Source organism: Ochrobactrum sp. A-1 (assembly GCF_022488005.1).
GTDB lineage: Bacteria > Pseudomonadota > Alphaproteobacteria > Rhizobiales > Rhizobiaceae > Brucella.
In genome coordinates this window covers 943,110-961,186 of sequence record NZ_JAKVQC010000003.1, presented here as the reverse complement: position 1 = coordinate 961,186, position 18,077 = coordinate 943,110, and the positions used below count along the sequence as shown (strand labels likewise).

Below are 18,077 nucleotides of genomic sequence, written 5' to 3'. Positions count from 1 at the left end.
GGCTCTGGCTGCAAAGCTAACCCTCGTTGCCAACAAATTGCGAGACGAGCCACTATGCAGACCACGGACATGGGCTCTCATTGATTCTGGCTGGATGAAGGCCAGCATCCGATGACCGCACCGATATCGAATGATCTTCGCGAGCGCGTTGTTTCAGCCATGCTGAGCGACGAAAGCGTTCGTTGCGTGGCGCCGCGGTTTGAAATTGCCGCGTCTTCAGTTGTGAAATGATCGCAGCGCCATCGTGCGACCGGATCGGTTCGTCCCGGCAAGATGGGCGGCCATCGCAAGCGGATACTCGAACCGCATCGTGATATCATTGTGCAACGGCTCGCCGAGAACCCGCACCTGACGTTGCATGGCCTGAAGGCGGCGTTGACCGAGCGAGGTATGTCCGTCTCGCACAATACGATCTGGGAATTCAGGGATCGCGCGTGGTTTCACCTGCACTCCATGCACACAGCTGCAGAATCTTTTTGGGCGCTTGAAATCGAGCTGTAATGGTAATACCTTATTTTAAAATGGTATTACAAAGGTGTGGCAATGACAACGACGGTGACATCGAAGGGCCAAGTTACGATTCCAAAAGCAGTTCGGGAATTGCTCGGAATCAAGCCTGGAACCAAAGTAGATTTTCATAGAACGTCCGATGGAAATGTATTTCTTGTTAAAGCTGATGCGCCAAGAACACTAAATCGATTCCAGAAGCTGCGCGGTCACGCCGGCAAGGGACTCGACACAGATGCAATTATGGCGCTGACACGTGGTGAAACGTGACTCTGGTTGACACAAACGTTCTTCTGGATCTTGCGACAGATGATCCACAGTGGGCGGAATGGTCGATTGGCCAACTTGAAACCGCAAGTCTGACGGGACCGTTGCTGATTAATGAAGTGATCTACGCAGAACTCGCAGTTCGTTATGAACGAATTGAAGACCTGGATCATTTTATTGAGGCTGCCGGCCTTCAAATGGCCTCGCTTCCCAGAGAAGCGCTTTTTCTGGCAGGCAAAGTCTTTACCCAATATCGAAGAGCAGGGGGCTCGCGAACTGGTGTTCTGCCCGATTTTTTCATTGGCGCGCATGCAGCAGTTCAGCAAATACCACTGTTGACGCGAGATGTCGGACGTTACCGAACATATTTTCCGACGGTTGCGCTGATTACTCCCAACTTATTGTAAACGGCGCAATAATTGGTCCCCTCGCTCTGTGGCTGCACGGAAAGCACCGCAGCGGCTACGATGACGGACAGATACCCTAATTCTTCGACAGGCTGGCAGCAAAACCAAAGGACATAAATATGCATGAAATCATCTGCCCGCATTGCAACAAAGCATTCAAGATCGACGAAGCTGGCTATGCAGATATCCTGAAACAGGTTCGCGATAGTGATTTTGAGAAGCAGCTGCACGAACGTCTGGAGTTGGCTGAACAGGACAAGCGGAGCGCCGTCGAGCTGGCACAGGCCAAAGTTACCAGTGAACTGCAGAAAGCGACTTCAGCCAAGGATTTTGAAATCCAGGAACTGAAGGCAAAACTCGAAGCTGGGGAAGTCACACAGAAATTGGCGGTGGCCGAGGCTTTGAGCATCGTGGAGAAAGAACGCGATGCCCTTTTGAACGATCTTGAAAATTCCAGACGTGAGCAGGAGGCTGCGTCAAAACTGGCTGAGGCGAAGCTTATTGCGGAATTACAGAAAGCCGCTTCAACCAAAGATGCCGAGATCCAAAGCCTGACGGCTAAACTTAACGCGGGCGAGCTTTTACAGAAGCTTGCTCTTACCGAAGCTGTCAGCGCAGTTGAGAAAGAACGAGACGAACTAAAGAGCGGTCTGGATCGTGTCGCACTTGAAAAGCAGCTTGCCGAAACAGCCCTTAAGGATAAATACGAAACACAGCTTAAGGACCGCGACGAGGCAATCGAGCGTCTGAGGGACATGAAAGCGAAACTGTCGACAAAAATGATCGGTGAGACGCTGGAACAGCATTGCGCGACCGAATTCGACCGCATTCGCGCTACCGCTTTTCCACGCGCTTACTTTGAAAAGGACAATGACGCACGCGATGGCAGCAAGGGGGATTTTATCTTCCGCGATCTAGACGATGCAGGTTCGGAAATTGTTTCGATCATGTTTGAGATGAAGAATGAGAACGACGAAACAGCGACCAAGAAGAGGAACGAAGATTTCCTCAAAGAGCTCGACAAGGACCGTAGCGCGAAGGGTTGCGAATATGCCGTTCTGGTTTCGCTGCTTGAGCCTGAGAGTGAGCTCTATAACACCGGGATCATCGACGTATCTCACCGCTACCCAAAAATGTATGTTGTTCGACCGCAATTCTTCATCCCAATCATTACGCTATTGCGCAATGCGGCAATGAGTTCGCTCAAGTACAAGACGGAACTGGCACTGGTGCGGGCGCAAAACATCGACATTACAAACTTTGAATCCCAGCTCGACGACTTCAAAGCTGCATTCGGGCGTAACTGGCGACTGGCTTCAGAAGGCTTCGAGGAAGCAGTCAGACGTATTGATGAGGCCATCAAGGATCTGGAAAAAACGAAAGATGCGCTTCACAAGTCGGCCAACAATCTGAGGCTGGCAAACGACAAGGCTGAGGACCTGACGGTCAAGCGACTTACGCGTGGGAATCCGACGATGGCTGCAAAATTCTCCGAAATCAGGCAGGAGATGTCTGATCCTGAATGAAACAGGTATCGTAAACGTCGTTTGTGAGAACCTGGCGTGCGGTAGCGGCGAACTGTTCATCGCAGATGTATCCCAAGCGGGAAGGCGGTTAACGCATGATATGCAGACGGTTTTGGGCTCGTTTGGCGATAACCGCGGGAGTTTTCGCAATCGTACACGCGCCGACGATGGCGCAACAACCGGATAATTTGGTTGCAAGTCTCCAGAAGACGGTTGATTCCTGTCTCATCTCTCCGCCAGGCGCAACGGGGAGAGTTGTCGTTTCAGCGACTTTCGGGCCGGATGGCTTACTTAAGGATAAGCCCAAGATTGTGCGGAAAGGCGAGGGGCCGCTTGAGGACACGTAGGCGAATACGGGGGGGCAGGGCGATCCCGAAATGCGCGCCGCAACTCGTCGGTTTTGGTCGTCAGGGAGAAGTCATCTTCAATTTTGATCCTTCCGGTCTGCTGCCAGCCCCGCGAGATAGCGCCTCTGTCGTTGATCTCAATAGCGAACAGCTGACATCAGAGGTCAACGGAAAACGGATAATCTCGGCAGCTACAAGTCGGCAACCATCCGACAATTGATCAAAGCAGCCGGTGCGCGGCTCTGGTTCCTGCCACCCTATTCGCCGGACCTTAATCCGATCGAACAGGCCTTCTCCAAGATTAAACACTGGATGAGAAATGCACAAAAGTGCACCATCGACGACACATGGCGTCATATCGGCAGGTTGGTCGAAGCCATTCAGCTCGCCGAATGCCAAAACTATCTCGAAAATGCCGGATATGGTTCCGTCAAAAGATGAAACACCTAGAACATGATTCCGAAAAGTGGGAACCGCCTTTCGGATAAAATCGTGCTCAAACAAAAACTTAGAGCGAGACGACGATAAAACTTATAAACATCCCGCTCTTGGAGCATATGGCTCGTGAGGTGACGAGATAATTACGCTGTTCGAATTTCCTGCAATTCCAGTTCTTCGATCATGACCTGCCGCATGACGAATTTCTGGATTTTGCCGGTTACGGTCATCGGAAACTGATCCACGAAGCGGATATGGGCCGGAACCTTGTAATGCGCGATGCGCTGCCGGCAATATTCAATCAGTTCTTCTTCGGAAAGCTCGCCATCCTTGTGCAGCTTGACCCAGGCACAGATGATTTCGCCGAACTTGCGGTCGGGAATACCGAATATCTGGACATCGCTGATCGCTGGATGGGTGAAGAGGAACTCTTCTATCTCGCGGGGATAGATGTTCTCGCCGCCGCGAATGATAAGATCCTTGATGCGCCCGACAATATTGCAATAGCCTTCGTCGTCGATCGTGGCGAGGTCTCCCGTGTGCATCCAGCCCGCATCGTCTATGGCGCCAGCGGAACTTTCCGCGTCGTTCCAGTAACCGCGCATGACGCTGTAGCCCCGCGTCAGCAATTCGCCCTTTTCGCCACGCGGCAAAAGCTTGCCATCCGCATCGACGATCTTCACCTCCAGATGCGGATGGATGCGCCCGACGGTGGAAACGCGTCGTTCCAGTGGATCGTTCGTCGAACTCTGAAAGCTGACCGGGCTGGTTTCCGTCATGCCATAGGCGATGGTGATTTCGCTCTGGTGCATCTCGCTCACCACACGCCGCATCACTTCGATGGGGCAGGGCGATCCGGCCATGATGCCGGTACGCAGGCTTGAGCGGTTGAAACGGCTGAATTCCGGGTGATCCAGCATCGCAATGAACATTGTCGGCACGCCATGGAGGCCGGTGCATTGCTCCTCCTCAACGGTCTGGAGCGTCAGGAGCGGATCGAAACTCTCGTTCGGGATCACCATGCAGGAACCATGGGTCACGCAGGCAAGATTGCCGAGCACCATGCCGAAGCAATGATAAAACGGCACCGGGATGCAGAGTCGGTCCTGTTCAGAAAGCTGCATCGCCTCGCCGACGAAAAACCCGTTATTGAGGATATTGTGATGCGAGAGCGTCGCACCCTTCGGGCTGCCGGTCGTGCCGCTGGTGAACTGGATATTGATGGGATCGTCAAATTGCAGTTCTTCGGCAAGCTGCGCCAGTTCTTGCCCGGTGACTTCATCGCCGGATTGGGTGACATCGTCGAAATTCAGCATGCCCGGCGTCTGTTCCGCACCGAGCCGGATTACGCACCTTAAATTGGGAAGCCGCTCGGACATCACATGGCCGGGGCGGGCTTCATCCAGTTCAGGCACGATGCTGCGCAGAATATCGATATAGTTGCTGGTTTTCAGTGACGGTGCGAGGATGAGTGCTGCGCATTCGACTTTCCCCAGCACATATTCCAGTTCATGCGCCCGATAGGCCGGGTTGATGTTGACGAGGATCAGACCCGCCTTTGCGCTCGCAAACTGGGTGAGAATCCATTCGTGATTGTTCGGCGACCATATGCCGAGACGTTCGCCGGGGCGAAGCCCGATGGCGAGGAAGCCTTCGGCAAGCTGGTCGGTCAGTTGTCTCAGTTCGGAATAGGTCAGCCGGATATTCTGGTGCCGGACGATGACGGCAGGACGGTCGGGATATTTTTCCGCGATCTGGTCGAGATGCCGACCGATGGTATTGCCTATGAGAAGCTTGTCGCTCGCTCCATGTACATAACTGGCCTGCTGCATTTCCGATCCTCCCAAACCGAAGATGACGCCCGAAGGCGATGCATCAAGTGTTGGGAGGATGCCATTCGTGAGGCTTCGTGAAAACCGCAGTTTTTATGTTCAGCTTCAGCGCTTGGTGCAACGCACCAGAGTAGCGGCGCCAGCATTGGTATATTTGCTCTGCATCGTATAGAGCCAGCCCTTGCATTCAGACATGCTGCTGAAGCACCGGACACGGTCGATCGAAACCAGTCCGTCGCCGCCTGTGATGAAGGGCGAGTCGTCCACGCCGCTGAACTGGCCGACGATGATGCCGCTGCCTCTTCTCGGCACGCTGCAACGCTGGCCCGCATATTCGCTGACATCCTTGCGTACCTGCGCTTCAGCCGACATCGGCAGCGCGACAAGGCCGGAAACCGCAAGCGATGCGGAAGTGAGGCAAACAGCAATGACCTGACGCAACATCGGTCTCTCCCTAAAAAGAATATCTATTGAACAATACTATAAGATCATAAGCGAAATAGCGCGTTTTTCCAGAGCATGTCTCCGGAAAGTGGGAACCGGTTTCGGGATCAAGAAATGCGAAAAATGAAGGAAGCATCGCATCCTAAAAACCGGACGCGATGCTTGTTTTCGAGGCTCAGAGCGTGTCGCCCGCCTTGCCTGTCACCTTGAGGGCGAAGGCATAGGTATAGGCGACTTCCTCCAGTCGCGAGAAGCGACCCGACGCCCCGGCATGGCCCGCATCCATATTGATACGGAACAGGACGGGATGGTTGTCGGTCTTGAGCTCACGCAGTCTGGCCACCCACTTCGCAGGCTCCCAATACGTGACGCGCGGATCGGTAAGACCTGCCACGGCCAGAACGGCCGGATAGGACTGACGGCTGACATTGTCGTAGGGCGAATAGCCGGCAATGATCCGGTAATCTGTTTGCGATGTGATCGGATTGCCCCATTCGGGCCATTCAGGCGGGGTCAGCGGAAGGGTGTCGTCCAGCATCGTGTTCAGCACATCAACGAATGGCACTTCAGCAATGATGCCGCCGAATGCGTCGGGGGCCATATTGGCAATCGCGCCCATCAGCATGCCGCCTGCCGAACCGCCATGCGCAACGATGCGGTCATGACTGGTGAAGCCTTCGGCAACGAGGTGCCTTGCGGCAGCGATGAAATCGGTGAACGTGTTCACCTTCTTGTTGCGCTTGCCGTTTTCATACCAGGCAAAACCCTTGTCCTTACCGCCGCGGATATGCGCGATGGCGTAGACGAAGCCCCGATCCACGAGCGAGAGCCGCGACGTGCTGAAGCTTGCCGGAATGGTGATGCCATAGGAGCCGTAGCCATAAAGCAGGCAGGGCGCGGAGCCGTCGAGCTTTGTATCCTTGTGATAGAGCAGGGACACCGGCACCAGTTCACCGTCCGACGCCTTGGCGAACACCCGGCGCGTGACATAGTCATGCGCATTGTGACCGGAAGGAACTTCCTGCGTCTTCAAAAGCTTCCGCTCGCGCGTCCGCATATTGTAGTCGAAGAGCTGTTCCGGCGTCGTCATGGACGAGTAGGAGAAGCGGATCACATCCGTATCATATTCGGCGCTGCCGTGAAGGCCGAGCGAATAGGCCTCCTCGTCGAAGGCGATGGCATGTTCCTCGCCGGTTTCGCGATCACGGATCACGATGCGCGGCAGGCCGTTATCGCGTTCCATCCAGACAAGATGATGCTTGTAGGCGGAGTGCGACAGGATCAGCCGCCCTGGCTTTTCTGCCACGACCTCGACCCAGTTTTCCGGCTGCGGTGTGGCAGCAGGCGCCTGGCATATCTTGAAATCCTTGGCGCCATCCGCATTGGTCAGGATGTAGAACACATCGCCACCCGGTGCGATGTCATATTCCGTACCGGTCTTGCGCTCCATGACGAGCTGCGGCTTTGCCGCCGGATCGCTGGCGGGAAGGAGCCAGCATTCCGATGTTTCATGGTCATGAATGTCGATAAAGATATAGTCGTCCAGCGCGGAGCCGCCGACACCGAGGAAGAAGCCTGGATCTTTCTCTTCATAGATCAGGTGGTCCTCAGACTGGTCCGTGCCCACCTTGTGATAGAAAACCTTGGACGGTCGGTGGTTCTCATCGAGGCGCGTATAGAAAAAGCCCTTGCTCTCCGCATCCCACGCACCGCCGCCATTCGTGTCGGTGACGATGTCTTCAAGGTCTTTCATGGACGACAGGTCACGGACTTTCAGCTTGTAGAATTCCGAACCCTTGTCATCGTAACCCCAGATCAAAAGCTTGTGATCCGGCGCATGATCGGCTGATGCAAGGCGGAAATAAGCCTTGTCCTTGCCTTCGACGTCACCGTCGAGAAGGATGGTTTCCGCGCCACCATCGCGTGGCGTGCGAATGAAATAGGGCTGCTCGCCGCCGGTACGATAGGACACGCCATAGGCGAAAGGCCCATCCTTGGCGGGAACGGAAGAGTCGTCTTCCTTGATGCGCCCGCGCATTTCTGCGAACAGGCTTTTCTGTAGCGCTTCCGTGTCCTTCATCAGCGCTGCCTGATATGCATTCTCTGCTTCCAGATGCGTGCGAATTTCAGGGGACAGAACCGACGGGTCCTTGAATACTTCCTGCCAATTGTCTGCACGCAACCAAGCATAGTCGTCGGTACGTGTGATCCCGTGGCGGGTGTCATTGACCGGATGTTTGGCTGCATGCGGTGGTTGAAGTTGGGGGGAACTTTGAGACATCCACAATTCCGATGAAAACTGTTTCGATTTGCTGCGAGGCCGGTAAGGCGTGCCTTCTGGCGGGTGATACTGGTGGTTATATAGTTGGCCGAAAAGGCGAAAGCGAGTTGATTCCGTTGAAATATATTTGAGCAATGCCTTTTTGAGGCCCGATTCTGCGGCCAAAAGCTACGTAACGGAAACATGTTAGTCTTGCACGACGTACAAGAAAACTTGAGGGAGAAAACTATTGCTAACGCTGGCCGGGCAAATTAAAGGAAGCACGGCAGTGAACTACGGCTTCATCCATATCCTTCAATAAATGACAGGAGCGGCGACGCGAACACATCGCGATTCAAAGTTTCCCAATCTTAGAGCCTGAATCATAATGAATGTAATGATATCAGGCTCTTGCGATACGCCGTGTGAGGAAGCGGATATTTGCGATGTATATCCACGCTTCGGAAGAAGCGATAGTTTTCTCGAAGTCTTTGGCCAGTCTGCGACACCTTCCCAGCCATGCAAATGTTCGCTCGACCACCCATCGGCGTGGCAGGGCTTCGAAACCGTTGGCCTGATCGGAGCGCTTGACGATTTCCAGTGTAAACTTTCCGACCTTTTCCAGCCTGCCTCTGAGCTTGGGGCCTGCATATCCGCCGTCAGCAAAGATATGTCGCAGCCACGGCCATCGTTTGAGTATGGTTTTCAAGACGTCCGGTGCGCCATCGCGATCCTGAATACCCGCAGAATGGATCACCAGACCAACCATCAAGCCAAGGGTATCAACGACAATGTGACGCTTACGTCCGCTAATCTTCTTTCCCGCGTCAAAGCCCCGTATTCCGCCACTTTCCGTGGTTCTAACTGACTGGCTGTCGATGACGCCAGCCGTTGGACTGGGCTGCCTGTCAGCCTGCTCACGCGCCAGCATCACAAGCGTGTTGTTGATGGTACGCAGCAAGCCTTCATCGCGCCAGCGGTAGAAGTATTTCTGTACCGTCGAGAATGGTGGGAAATCGGTTGGCAGAAGCCGCCACGCACCGCCAGATGATGCGATATAAAGAAGCGCGTTTACCACCTCACGCAGATCCGTTTTGCGAGGGCGACCAAGGTATCTGGGCGAAGGCATCAGCGGTTCGATCACTGACCATTCCGCATCCGTTAAATCAGTTGCATAGCGCGAATTGCGACGTACATAGTGGCGGCGAGCGGTTACTGTCCAGGCCATTGTGATCTCCATCGAATGTAAGCAATCCGATTGGATCATAACCTACTGTAATCGCTCAACCCTTTTTGGAACAGGCTCTTAGTAAGGTTGAGTTCGAGTTTTTCTATTTGCCGATTCAAGAAGAAAGACTTGTCGGTAATGTAATGTGGTTTGACAATTCTATTGCAAATGACATTATCAACTGATATTCGCAATCGCGAACGGATGGGGCAGAGTTTTGGAATACGTAACGACGGTGGCAGGCGGGGATCTCCAGTTGTCGATTACGCAACAATAAAAAGTAAGAAGGAAATCTACCTTATGGAAAATCTGGACACGCACGACGAGAGCGCAGAACTGCTTCTAAGCCTTACTGCAGATGTCGTAGCCGCATATGTCGGCAATAATTCGATTCGCGCTGGCGAACTGCCGCTGCTGATCGCTGAAGTACATGCCGCTTTCAAGCGTCACGTCGAACGCGAAGAAGCGCCTGTCGTCGTTGAGAAGCCGAAGCCTGCCGTCAACCCGAAGAAGTCGGTTCATGACGACTACATCATCTGCCTCGAAGACGGCAAGAAGTTCAAGTCGCTGAAGCGTCACCTGATGACCCATTACAACATGACCCCGGAACAGTACCGCGAAAAGTGGGATCTCGATCCGAATTATCCGATGGTTGCTCCGAACTACGCTGCTGCTCGTTCGCGTCTGGCGAAGAAGATGGGCCTGGGCCGCAAGCCTAAGGACGCTTAATCGCTCCGATATTTCGAGCGAGCTGCGCTTTACCGCATCTGTTCTGAAAACTTTATAGAAATGGCCGTTATCGTTGAGCTTATGCTTTTCGATAGCGGCCATTTTGTTTTGGGCTAAGCATTTTCGGAAGCAAATGGTCTATTCATCCGATCCGGTCGAAAGCCTGTTTCAACGCAATGTGCCGGTTCAGGTCATAACTCCAGTGACCACACATGCCTTTCAAACGTTCCCTTTCCATAAGGCGCGTCAGCCGCCGTTTGGTGCGCTCTTTTTCTTCCTGCGGTACCGTGAGAACCTCATCAAGATCGATACCGGCGATGATCTGCAAGGCAATGCGCTGCATCGCGGTCAGTTGATTCTGTTTTTGCCGGGCAAAAAATAGTGTGCGGGCGTGTTTCAGATCCGCTTCCATGGCAATTATCCTCATTTCGTGATGCGAAAGAGCATGAGCCATGCAGAATTGTGTTGGATAATATTCCTAGATTTTGCCGGATTCTTCTGTAAAATAGTTATGGATCGCAATCGATCGAAGCAGTTTATGCCGCGATGACAAGGCCTTAGCTTATGTTAGAAGCGTCGAAACCAGCCAAAGACGGCAAATTATTCCACGAAACTTATCCACACTTGCATTTTCCTCCGTATAAGAAGATATTCCTATTCTGGCGAGGAAAGATGAATGTCTTTGGAACTATCGGATGTCATTCATACGCGGGCGGAAGCTTTCGAAGCATTGAAGGTGCTTGCTGCGCGGCATGGGCGAAGCCTTAGCCTCGAAAAGGTGGAGGGTATCGCCGACCGTTCGCGGGAGCAGCAGAATGTTGTGCTCTGTGATGCCCTTATCGATTTGCTTGTGGCTATGTTCGGTGTTTCCGGCGCTGAATTGCGGTCGCCGCTGCGGTGCAGGCGTGAGGTGGCCCGTGTTCGGCAGATCGGCATGTATGTTGCGCATACGGCTTTCGGGCTGGCCATGCGCGAAGTGGCCGCCGGATTTGCGCGGGACCGGACAACAGTCATGCATGCCTGTCATCTGGTGGAAGACATGCGGGACGATACGGATTTCGATGCAATTGTCTCGACATTTGAACGGATTGCGCAAAGTGCCTTCACGGCCTGGAGGATGGCGGCGTGACCACTCAATTGTCGGCATCCGAAACGAGAATCATGCGGTTTTTGAAGAATGGCGACTGCGAGGTTCAGGATTCCGTTCGCGCTTCGCATGTTTTGCTTGCGACGGAACAGGGGACCATTGCCGCCTCACGCACCGAGCTGGAGGCCATGCAAAAAAGGGGATTACTGCATTGGGAGGAGGAGCGGCTTGTTCTATCGCAGCCCGCCAACCGGCCGTTGAAAGATGGCGGCAAGTCATTGCCCCGCCCGGCAAGAACCCTGCAGACTATCGACTACGAGCAGGGCGAAAGGGTTGAGATCAATCTTGAGGAATCGCCGCTTGCCATGCTCTACAGGCGCAAGAATGCGCATGGTTCGTCCTTCATTTCGGAAAGCGAGTTTCTGGCCGGTGAAAGACTGCGTGCTGACTATACACGCGGATCGCTGATGCCATCCGTCACCATGCGCTGGGACACCCGCGTCGGAGATGGGCGCAGCGGGCCGGGCGGCATGGCAGAGCTGACGGATATCGCGCTGGCCAGCCGCATCCGTGTCGAGCGGGCACTGGAGGCGGTCGGACCGGAGCTGAACGGTGTTCTTGTCGATGTCTGCTGCTTTCTGAAAGGGCTCGAAACCGTGGAACGAGAGCGGCAATGGCCGGTTCGTTCGGCCAAGATGCTGCTCAAGGTCGGTCTGGCCGCACTGCACCGGCACTATAATCCTCACCTCGAAAAGGAACGGGGAAGAGCGGTTGTCCTGCATTGGGGAACCGACGACTACCGGCCACAGATGCGACCGCAGACTATATGAGCTGACGAGGCGGCACCCTCATTGACAGCTATCGGAGGCAGGTCTATCGCCTCTTTCTCAAAGGGACTCTGTGCCCGTTGGGGAAGTGGGGAGAAATCACATGAATTCGGTACGGGATCGGCTGGAAAGCATCCTGACGCGACTGGAAGCGCGGGCAGCAAGCGAACACGTTTTCAGCAAGGTCTATGCACAACAGGCGCGGGCTGAGGCGGATGCCTCCGATGCGCGCCTTCGCGATAGGCGCCCCGTCAGCCCGCTCGATGGGCGTATTGTTTCGATCAAGGATCTCTTCGATGTTGCCGGAGAGCCGACACTTGCCGGCTCGGTTATTCGACGCGATGTGGCTCCGGCAACGCAGGATGCCACGATCGTCCGGCGTCTGCGCGATGCGGGTGCAGTCATTGTCGGCAAGACCCACATGACGGAGTTCGCTTTCACGCCGGTCGGTCTCAATCCGCATTACGGCGAGCCGGGCAATGCGATTGATCCGACGCGTGTTCCGGGCGGATCGTCGTCGGGTGCGGCCGTTTCGGTAGCGGAAGGCACCAGCGAAATCGCTATCGGTTCGGATACCGGCGGATCGGTGCGCATTCCGGCAGCGCTGAACGGCATTGTCGGCTTCAAGCCGACTGCGCTGCGCATTCCGCTGGACGGTGCATTTCCGCTGGCGCCGTCGCTCGATTCCGTTGGTCCGCTGACCAGGACAGTGGCCGATGCCATTATAACCGACGCGATTATGGCAGGCGAAGCGCCCGTCTTGCCGGACGGCCTGCCGCTCAAGGGGCTGCGCATCGCAATGCCGAAGGGCTATCTTCTGGCCGATATGGAGCCGGACGTCGCAAGACACTTCGAGGCAACCGTTGCGCTTCTTGAAAAGGCAGGAGCGATCATTGCCGATCTGGAAGTCGATGATCTGATCCAGCGTCTGCGCGAGGTAACCCGCGTCGGCTCCATCGCCGGGATCGAGGCAAGTCATATCCATGCATCGACCTGGCTTGGCGATCCTGATGCCAATGTCGATATTCGCGTGAAACGCCCGCTGGCCGTCCGCGTCAAGGTTCCGATGGAAACCTATCGCGGGATCATGGAAACGCGCGCTACGCTTGTTCGTGAAATGGACGCGCGTCTGAGCGGCTTCGATATGTTCGTAACGCCCGCCACGCCGATTGTTGCGCCGACGATTGCTTCGGTCAGCAATGATGAGGCTGAATATGACCGTGTGGAAGGGCTGCTGCTGCGTGATACGCAGGTCGGAAACCAGTTCGACCTGTGCAGCATCACTGTGCCGACGCCGGGCATGACGCTGCCGACCGGCTTCATGCTCAGCGCACGTGGCGGCACGGACAAAAGGCTGCTTGCCGCAGCCTTGTCGGTCGAGAAACTTTTAGAGCCTGAATCAAAAAGCGGCATGTGAGTGCGAAAATGTTAATTTTCGAGTACCGGAGCGCAATGTACTTTTAGGTACATGAGCACCGGAACGCAGGTAAATTGCCATTTGCAGCCGCACAGGGCGACGTTTGGAACGGGCTCCTAGGCTGATTCTTTCGCCAGCTCCGCTTCACGACGGATGCGCGCCACCATGGCGCGCAGTCCGTTGGAGCGCTGCGGCGTCAGATGTTCATCTAGGCCGAGCTTTTTCAGGATGGCTTCCGGGTCCGCGGCGAGAATGTCCGAAGCCTTTTGGCCCGAATAAAGCGCCAGCACGATGGCCACCAGACCGCGCACGATATGCGCATCGGAATCGCCCAGAAATTCGATAACCGGATCGTTGCCGTCTTGCGGCAGCGTCTTCAGCCAGACCTGGCTGACGCAGCCCTGAACCTTGTGCGCAGAATCGCGCGCATCGTCAGGATAAGGCGGCAGTTCCTTGCCGAGATCGATGACATAGCGATAGCGGTCTTCCCAATCGTCGAGAAATTCGAAATCGGACATGATGCTATCGATGGTCGTGGTCATGATACTCGCCTGAAAGAAGTTTCTTGCCGCTTATATAGTCATGAAACACCGCAAGGTCACGGAAAACTCGAGCGCATCCCGAAAAGTGTGAAACGGTTTTCGGACAAGATGTGCGTTTAAAAAACGCTCTAGCGTTGAATGGAACCAGTCGGGCGACGGTCCAGTGCGCGCAGGGCTTTGTCCCGCGAGGTCGGGATGGGAATGCCGATTGCGGTCTGCATAGGTGCGGTGGCAACCGGTTCCGCACTCGCGGGCGGTTGCGGCTTTGTGCCGAAACGATCACTCAGATATTCCAGGGCAGCGCGGCTTCCTTCCAGAAGGCCGCTTCCGGCGCTGGAAACAAGTGAGGTGCCGTTCTGGCAGAAGGAAGGGTTTTCGATGCACAGCTTGCCCAGTTCCACGGCGGTTTTGCCATTGGCGAGAAGCTGGTCGATTGAATCCGGCTCCCGCTTCGTCTCGGCAATGGCTGGCTTCTCCTGCGGCTTGCTTTGCTCATCCGCAGGAAAGAAGCGCGGCATCACGATGAATGCCAACGACAGCCAGAATACGGATTTGAGTAGAAAACGGATCATTGCCTTCTTGCGGTTGCGTGCTCTCGGTTTGCGTCAATGTCCGATGAATTGGAAAAGATTCCGTAACTGTTCGATTTATTGGAGCGCATCCCGAAAAGTGTGAAACGGTTTTCGGACAGGATGCGCGTCATGGTAAAGCATTTAAACGTCAAAATTGTGCCGTGGCTGTGGTTTCGCCACCTGATCGCTACTCTCTGTTTACCATAGGCAGAAAAGCAGACCCGAGGCGTCACTTATCCGCTTTGGGCGGTCTCGCTTTATCGTTTCTTTAAAGCCTCGGCTGCAATCTGTTGCTGGCTGGGAGAGCGTCGTCACGGCGAACGGTTTTCCGGTTTAGACCATGCAAGAGTATTGAGTGAGTACGGCACGTTGAACGCCATTCTTTTGAAAACAGCCGAGACCGTCCGCACGAATGTGCAGGCGATCAGCCGTTTTTACGAACGTTTCTGCCGCCGCTGGGTATCCAGTCCCGATGCGGCCTCCATACGTGTTATCGGTTCGGTCATCACCGCGCCGGTCCTGCTTTGTGCGGCCGTACTCGCCTCTGGCGTAACGCCGGGCTTTACGGAATTTGCGATTCTTGCAGCAAGTTTTGCAGGCATCGCCATGATCCTTTGCGCGCTGTCGCTGATGGGTGTCGCCGCACCTGTTCTGGTTGGCCTGAACTTCGCTGCCTATGGCGCGGGTCTGGCTGCCATTGGCGCTTTTTCTCATGGCAATGCGGTCCTGTGGTTGATGGTGGCGGGTCTGCCGCTTGAAGTCTGGTTTGCGACCCGCAAGCCTGCTGCCGCAGCAGCGGGCGCCGCATTGGCGGCCATGATTCTCGGCTATTTTGCGACGGCAAGCGGTGGTACCATTTCCGGCGGCAGCTATGTGTCCGTCGCTGTTCTCATGCTTTATGCAGCAAGCCTTGTTGCGCGCGGTTTCGCGAGCGCCGCCAGGCCCGCGCAGATCAGGATCAACGCGCCGCAAGCTGCTGTTGCCGCAGGCGACGTGCAATTCGGTCTTGATTCGGATGGCGTGGTATTCTCGGTCGATACGAATTCGGCAAAGCTTTTGGGCGTACAGCCCAAAATGCTGGAAGGCACGGCGCTTATCGACCGCGTTCATGTGGCTGACCGTGTGCAATATCTTTCGCTCCTGGCCGATCTTCGCGCCGGTTCCGCTTCCAGCAAGATTGATGTGCGTCTGCGTTCCATCGAAAACGGCGATACGATCTTCCGCACTTATCGTCTCGAAGGTGTCGCAAGCGCTCACGCCATCACGTTGATTGGCCGCTCGCTCGAAGGCGAACAGAAGCTTCTGGATGAAATTGCAACGCTGAAAGCCGAGCTGGAATCAGAGCGCATCGGAAAAGGCCGTCTGCTTGCAGCCGTCAGCCACGAGCTGCGCACGCCGCTCAATTCGATCATCGGCTTTTCCGATATGCTGTCGCACGAAATGGGTGGCAAGCTGGCCAATGAGAAGCAGCGCGAATATGCGGGCCTCATTCATCAGTCCGGCCATTATCTGCTGGAACTCGTGAATGCCGTTCTGGACAATTCGCGGCTGGAAACCGGTCATTACAGCATCGACCCGCAGAACTTTGCTTTCCGTGAAGCGGCTGAAATGTGCACCGCCGTCATGCTGCCGCAGGCTGAAAAGAAAGGCGTTGCCTTCTGCCATCGCGTTGGCACAGGCATTGGTGAACTGGTAGCGGATCGTCGCGCCGTCCAGCAAATTCTGCTCAATCTTGCCGGTAATGCGGTGAAGTTCACGCAAAGCGGCGGCTGCGTCACCATTGATGCAACCCGCATTATGGCCGAAGGTCGCCCGATGCTGGAAATCATCGTGTCGGATACGGGCATCGGCATCGAGCCGGAAGATATGCAGCGCATCGGCACGCCGTTCGTGCGCGCCGACAATAACTATACGCGCACGCAGGAGGGGAGTGGCCTCGGACTTTCGGTGGTCAAGGGGCTGGTGGAACTGCATCAGGGGAGCATGCAACTCAAGAGCTGCCCTGGCGAAGGCACGATCGTCACGATCCGCCTTCCAGTGGCAGGCCCGCAGTTTGTCATGGGGGACGATGAATATCAGGAACTTGGCACGGTGATCGACATGCACCGTCACCAGGGGGAAAGGCGTAATGACTGGCAGAACGACGAAGACAACAGCCAAATCCGGGAGCAGAAAGATGCGCAAACCCGCAAAACGGCGTAGTCTCGGCTCGCGACTCCTCCACTTCTTCTTCACATCGGCTTCCGCGCTAGCGATTGCCGCCGGAGATTTCATCGTGCGCAACCCTGTCCTGACCGGCGGGGCAACTGCGTTTCTGGTTGTGTTGAGTTTCGTCTCGGCCAATGCGCTCTGGTATCAGCCGGAAGCGCACAACGCCGTGTTCTTCCGCACCAGACCCGATTTCGTGTTCAAGCCGACGCCACGCGCAGTCCTGCCGGGCACGGCATCAGCAAGTGATAACGCCCCCAAACCGACCGCGACGGCCTCAGCCGAAGCTGCAAGCTCCGCAAACGCTGAGACCGCCCAGCCGCTGGAAGCAGCCAGCCTGTCAGCGGACCGGCTGAACATGAGCGCATCGGTTGACGACATGTTGCCGGCACTTGCGCCCAATGCCGATCTGGAAATCGCACGTTTGCAGCAGCGACTTTCGACACTTGGAATTTACAAGGGACCGGTGGACGGTTTCACCGGGCCGCAGACGCGTGAAGCGGTGGAACGCTGGCGCGCCTTGCAGCAGAAGCTCGGCGTGCAGGAAGCAAACATACCCGCGCAGTTGCAGGCCGATGCCCAAAACAGTACCCCGGCTCAGGACGATGTGGCAAAAGCCATCGAGGTAGCAGTTCCGACGCCGCGTCCCCAGCCCGCAGTCTTGAAGACGGAGGCGGATTCCAAGCCAAAACCCGCTCTCGTATCTTATGAAAAACCGGCACCGAAAAAGCAGATGGCAGCAACGCCCGCCGTGCAATCGGGGAAAGTCAGTTCGCAGGATATTATCCGCGTGCAGGCCGGGTTGAAGGCATTCGGCAACGACACCGTGCCGGTGAACGGACAATCCGGCAAGACGACCCAGGAAGCGGTGCGCGAATTTCAAAAGCTGTTCAGCATGCCGGTAACCGGCGAAATCGATGCAACGCTGATCGCCAAGATGCGCGAGATTGGCCTCATAAGCTGATGGATTCCCGATGCGCCTGACATCCGATTTCTGGGTTTCGGCATTGATCCGCAAGGTGCAGGGCGAGGGCGGCTTTGCCTATCTCGCCCGTCGCGGTTCACCGGAGGCGGGCGCAATTTTCATCAAGGTAAGCTCACGCTTCGGTACATGCGACCTGTATTCGCCTGCGCCACAAACCTCCTATGAAGAGGATAATGACGGAGAACGCATGTTTCTGCGCATTCTTCACGACGCTGATGACATGGCGGCAGGCGACCGTATGGCGCGAGAAACTCGCTTCGATCCCGACCTGTGGCTGGTCGAGCTGGAAGATGTTGCCGATGCATCGGCACTGTTCTCGATTTCGCAGGACGGAGAAGCGAAATAAGTTGGCGAGGATAGGAGCGGTTCCAGTAAAAACGGAATCAGTAGAGCCGCTCTATCCTTTTGTTTTACGCATTATCCTACGCAAAACCGCTTCGCACTTTTGCTGGAA

The 18,077-nt window shown here is 55.4% G+C and carries 17 protein-coding genes and 2 pseudogenes; 12 read left to right on the top strand and 7 right to left on the bottom strand.

Going from position 1 to position 18,077, the window contains the following annotated elements:
- Nucleotides 1–111: 111 nt before the first annotated feature.
- The 5 genes and pseudogenes from MKS82_RS06435 to MKS82_RS06415 form a co-directional block, all read left to right on the top strand.
- Nucleotides 112–432: pseudogene (locus MKS82_RS06435) on the top strand (IS630 family transposase); the annotation flags it as partial.
- A 111-nt stretch (nt 433–543) separates the two neighbouring features.
- Nucleotides 544–777: an AbrB/MazE/SpoVT family DNA-binding domain-containing protein gene (locus tag MKS82_RS06430; protein WP_109987910.1), complete on the top strand. Its 234-nt coding sequence runs from the start codon at nt 544–546 to the stop codon at nt 775–777.
- A complete protein-coding gene (locus tag MKS82_RS06425) occupies nt 774–1,181 on the top strand; it encodes a type II toxin-antitoxin system VapC family toxin (protein WP_109987911.1) in 408 nt (135 codons plus the stop codon). The genes MKS82_RS06430 and MKS82_RS06425 overlap by 4 nt, the downstream gene beginning before the upstream one ends.
- A 119-nt stretch (nt 1,182–1,300) precedes the next feature.
- Nucleotides 1,301–2,707 (top strand): DUF2130 domain-containing protein, encoded by a 1,407-nt coding sequence (locus MKS82_RS06420; RefSeq protein ID WP_151556500.1) that lies wholly within the window; start codon nt 1,301–1,303, stop codon nt 2,705–2,707.
- 524 nt (nt 2,708–3,231) lie between these two features.
- Nucleotides 3,232–3,495 (top strand): annotated as a pseudogene (locus MKS82_RS06415) (transposase); the annotation flags it as partial.
- Nucleotides 3,496–3,635: 140 nt separating this feature from the next.
- Here MKS82_RS06415 and MKS82_RS06410 read toward each other — a convergent pair.
- The 4 genes from MKS82_RS06410 to MKS82_RS06395 form a co-directional block, all read right to left on the bottom strand.
- Nucleotides 3,636–5,324, bottom strand: coding sequence for an AMP-binding protein (locus tag MKS82_RS06410; RefSeq protein ID WP_151663388.1), 1,689 nt, complete (start codon nt 5,322–5,324; stop codon nt 3,636–3,638).
- 105 nt (nt 5,325–5,429) lie between these two features.
- Nucleotides 5,430–5,768, bottom strand: coding sequence for a hypothetical protein (locus tag MKS82_RS06405; protein ID WP_151556498.1), 339 nt, complete (start codon nt 5,766–5,768; stop codon nt 5,430–5,432).
- Nucleotides 5,769–5,943: 175 nt separating this feature from the next.
- Nucleotides 5,944–8,049 (bottom strand): S9 family peptidase, encoded by a 2,106-nt coding sequence (locus tag MKS82_RS06400; RefSeq protein ID WP_240578522.1) that lies wholly within the window; start codon nt 8,047–8,049, stop codon nt 5,944–5,946.
- Nucleotides 8,050–8,431: 382 nt separating this feature from the next.
- Nucleotides 8,432–9,256 carry an IS5 family transposase gene (locus MKS82_RS06395; protein WP_240578521.1) on the bottom strand — a complete coding sequence of 275 codons (825 nt, stop codon included), beginning with the start codon at nt 9,254–9,256 and terminating at the stop codon, nt 8,432–8,434.
- 300 nt (nt 9,257–9,556) lie between these two features.
- Here MKS82_RS06395 and MKS82_RS06390 point away from each other — a divergent pair, with 300 nt between their 5' ends.
- Nucleotides 9,557–9,985, top strand: coding sequence for a MucR family transcriptional regulator (locus MKS82_RS06390; RefSeq protein WP_010661576.1), 429 nt, complete (start codon nt 9,557–9,559; stop codon nt 9,983–9,985).
- 142 nt (nt 9,986–10,127) lie between these two features.
- Here MKS82_RS06390 and MKS82_RS06385 read toward each other — a convergent pair whose 3' ends face one another.
- Nucleotides 10,128–10,397: a cytoplasmic protein gene (locus MKS82_RS06385; RefSeq protein ID WP_109988025.1), complete on the bottom strand. Its 270-nt coding sequence runs from the start codon at nt 10,395–10,397 to the stop codon at nt 10,128–10,130.
- Nucleotides 10,398–10,667: 270 nt separating this feature from the next.
- On the opposite strand from MKS82_RS06385, the gene MKS82_RS06380 reads away from it, so the two are divergent.
- The 3 genes from MKS82_RS06380 (at nt 10,668) to MKS82_RS06370 (ending at nt 13,316) form a co-directional block, all read left to right on the top strand.
- Nucleotides 10,668–11,114 (top strand): helix-turn-helix domain-containing protein, encoded by a 447-nt coding sequence (locus MKS82_RS06380; RefSeq protein WP_109988026.1) that lies wholly within the window; start codon nt 10,668–10,670, stop codon nt 11,112–11,114.
- On the top strand, nt 11,111–11,902 hold the full coding sequence (locus MKS82_RS06375; protein WP_109987917.1) for a DUF6456 domain-containing protein: 792 nt from the start codon (nt 11,111–11,113) through the stop codon (nt 11,900–11,902). Before MKS82_RS06380 ends, MKS82_RS06375 begins: the two co-directional genes overlap by 4 nt.
- 100 nt (nt 11,903–12,002) lie before the next feature.
- On the top strand, nt 12,003–13,316 hold the full coding sequence (locus MKS82_RS06370; RefSeq protein ID WP_240578520.1) for an amidase: 1,314 nt from the start codon (nt 12,003–12,005) through the stop codon (nt 13,314–13,316).
- Between the two features lie 116 nt (nt 13,317–13,432).
- On the opposite strand, the gene MKS82_RS06365 is transcribed toward MKS82_RS06370, so the two are convergent.
- Nucleotides 13,433–13,858, bottom strand: a complete 426-nt coding sequence (locus tag MKS82_RS06365; RefSeq protein WP_109987919.1) for a SufE family protein — start codon at nt 13,856–13,858, stop codon at nt 13,433–13,435.
- Nucleotides 13,859–13,986: 128 nt separating this feature from the next.
- Nucleotides 13,987–14,430, bottom strand: coding sequence for a hypothetical protein (locus tag MKS82_RS06360; protein ID WP_240578519.1), 444 nt, complete (start codon nt 14,428–14,430; stop codon nt 13,987–13,989).
- Between the two features lie 369 nt (nt 14,431–14,799).
- Here MKS82_RS06360 and MKS82_RS06355 point away from each other — a divergent pair, with 369 nt between their 5' ends.
- The 3 genes from MKS82_RS06355 to MKS82_RS06345 are packed head-to-tail and all read left to right on the top strand — an operon-like array spanning nt 14,800 to nt 17,969.
- A complete protein-coding gene (locus MKS82_RS06355) occupies nt 14,800–16,632 on the top strand; it encodes an ATP-binding protein (protein WP_109987921.1) in 1,833 nt (610 codons plus the stop codon).
- A complete protein-coding gene (locus tag MKS82_RS06350; protein WP_151556494.1) occupies nt 16,607–17,602 on the top strand; it encodes a peptidoglycan-binding domain-containing protein in 996 nt (331 codons plus the stop codon). The genes MKS82_RS06355 and MKS82_RS06350 overlap by 26 nt, the downstream gene beginning before the upstream one ends.
- Before the next feature lie 10 nt (nt 17,603–17,612).
- A complete protein-coding gene (locus MKS82_RS06345; RefSeq protein WP_109987923.1) occupies nt 17,613–17,969 on the top strand; it encodes a DUF1491 family protein in 357 nt (118 codons plus the stop codon).
- Nucleotides 17,970–18,077 lie beyond the last annotated feature (108 nt).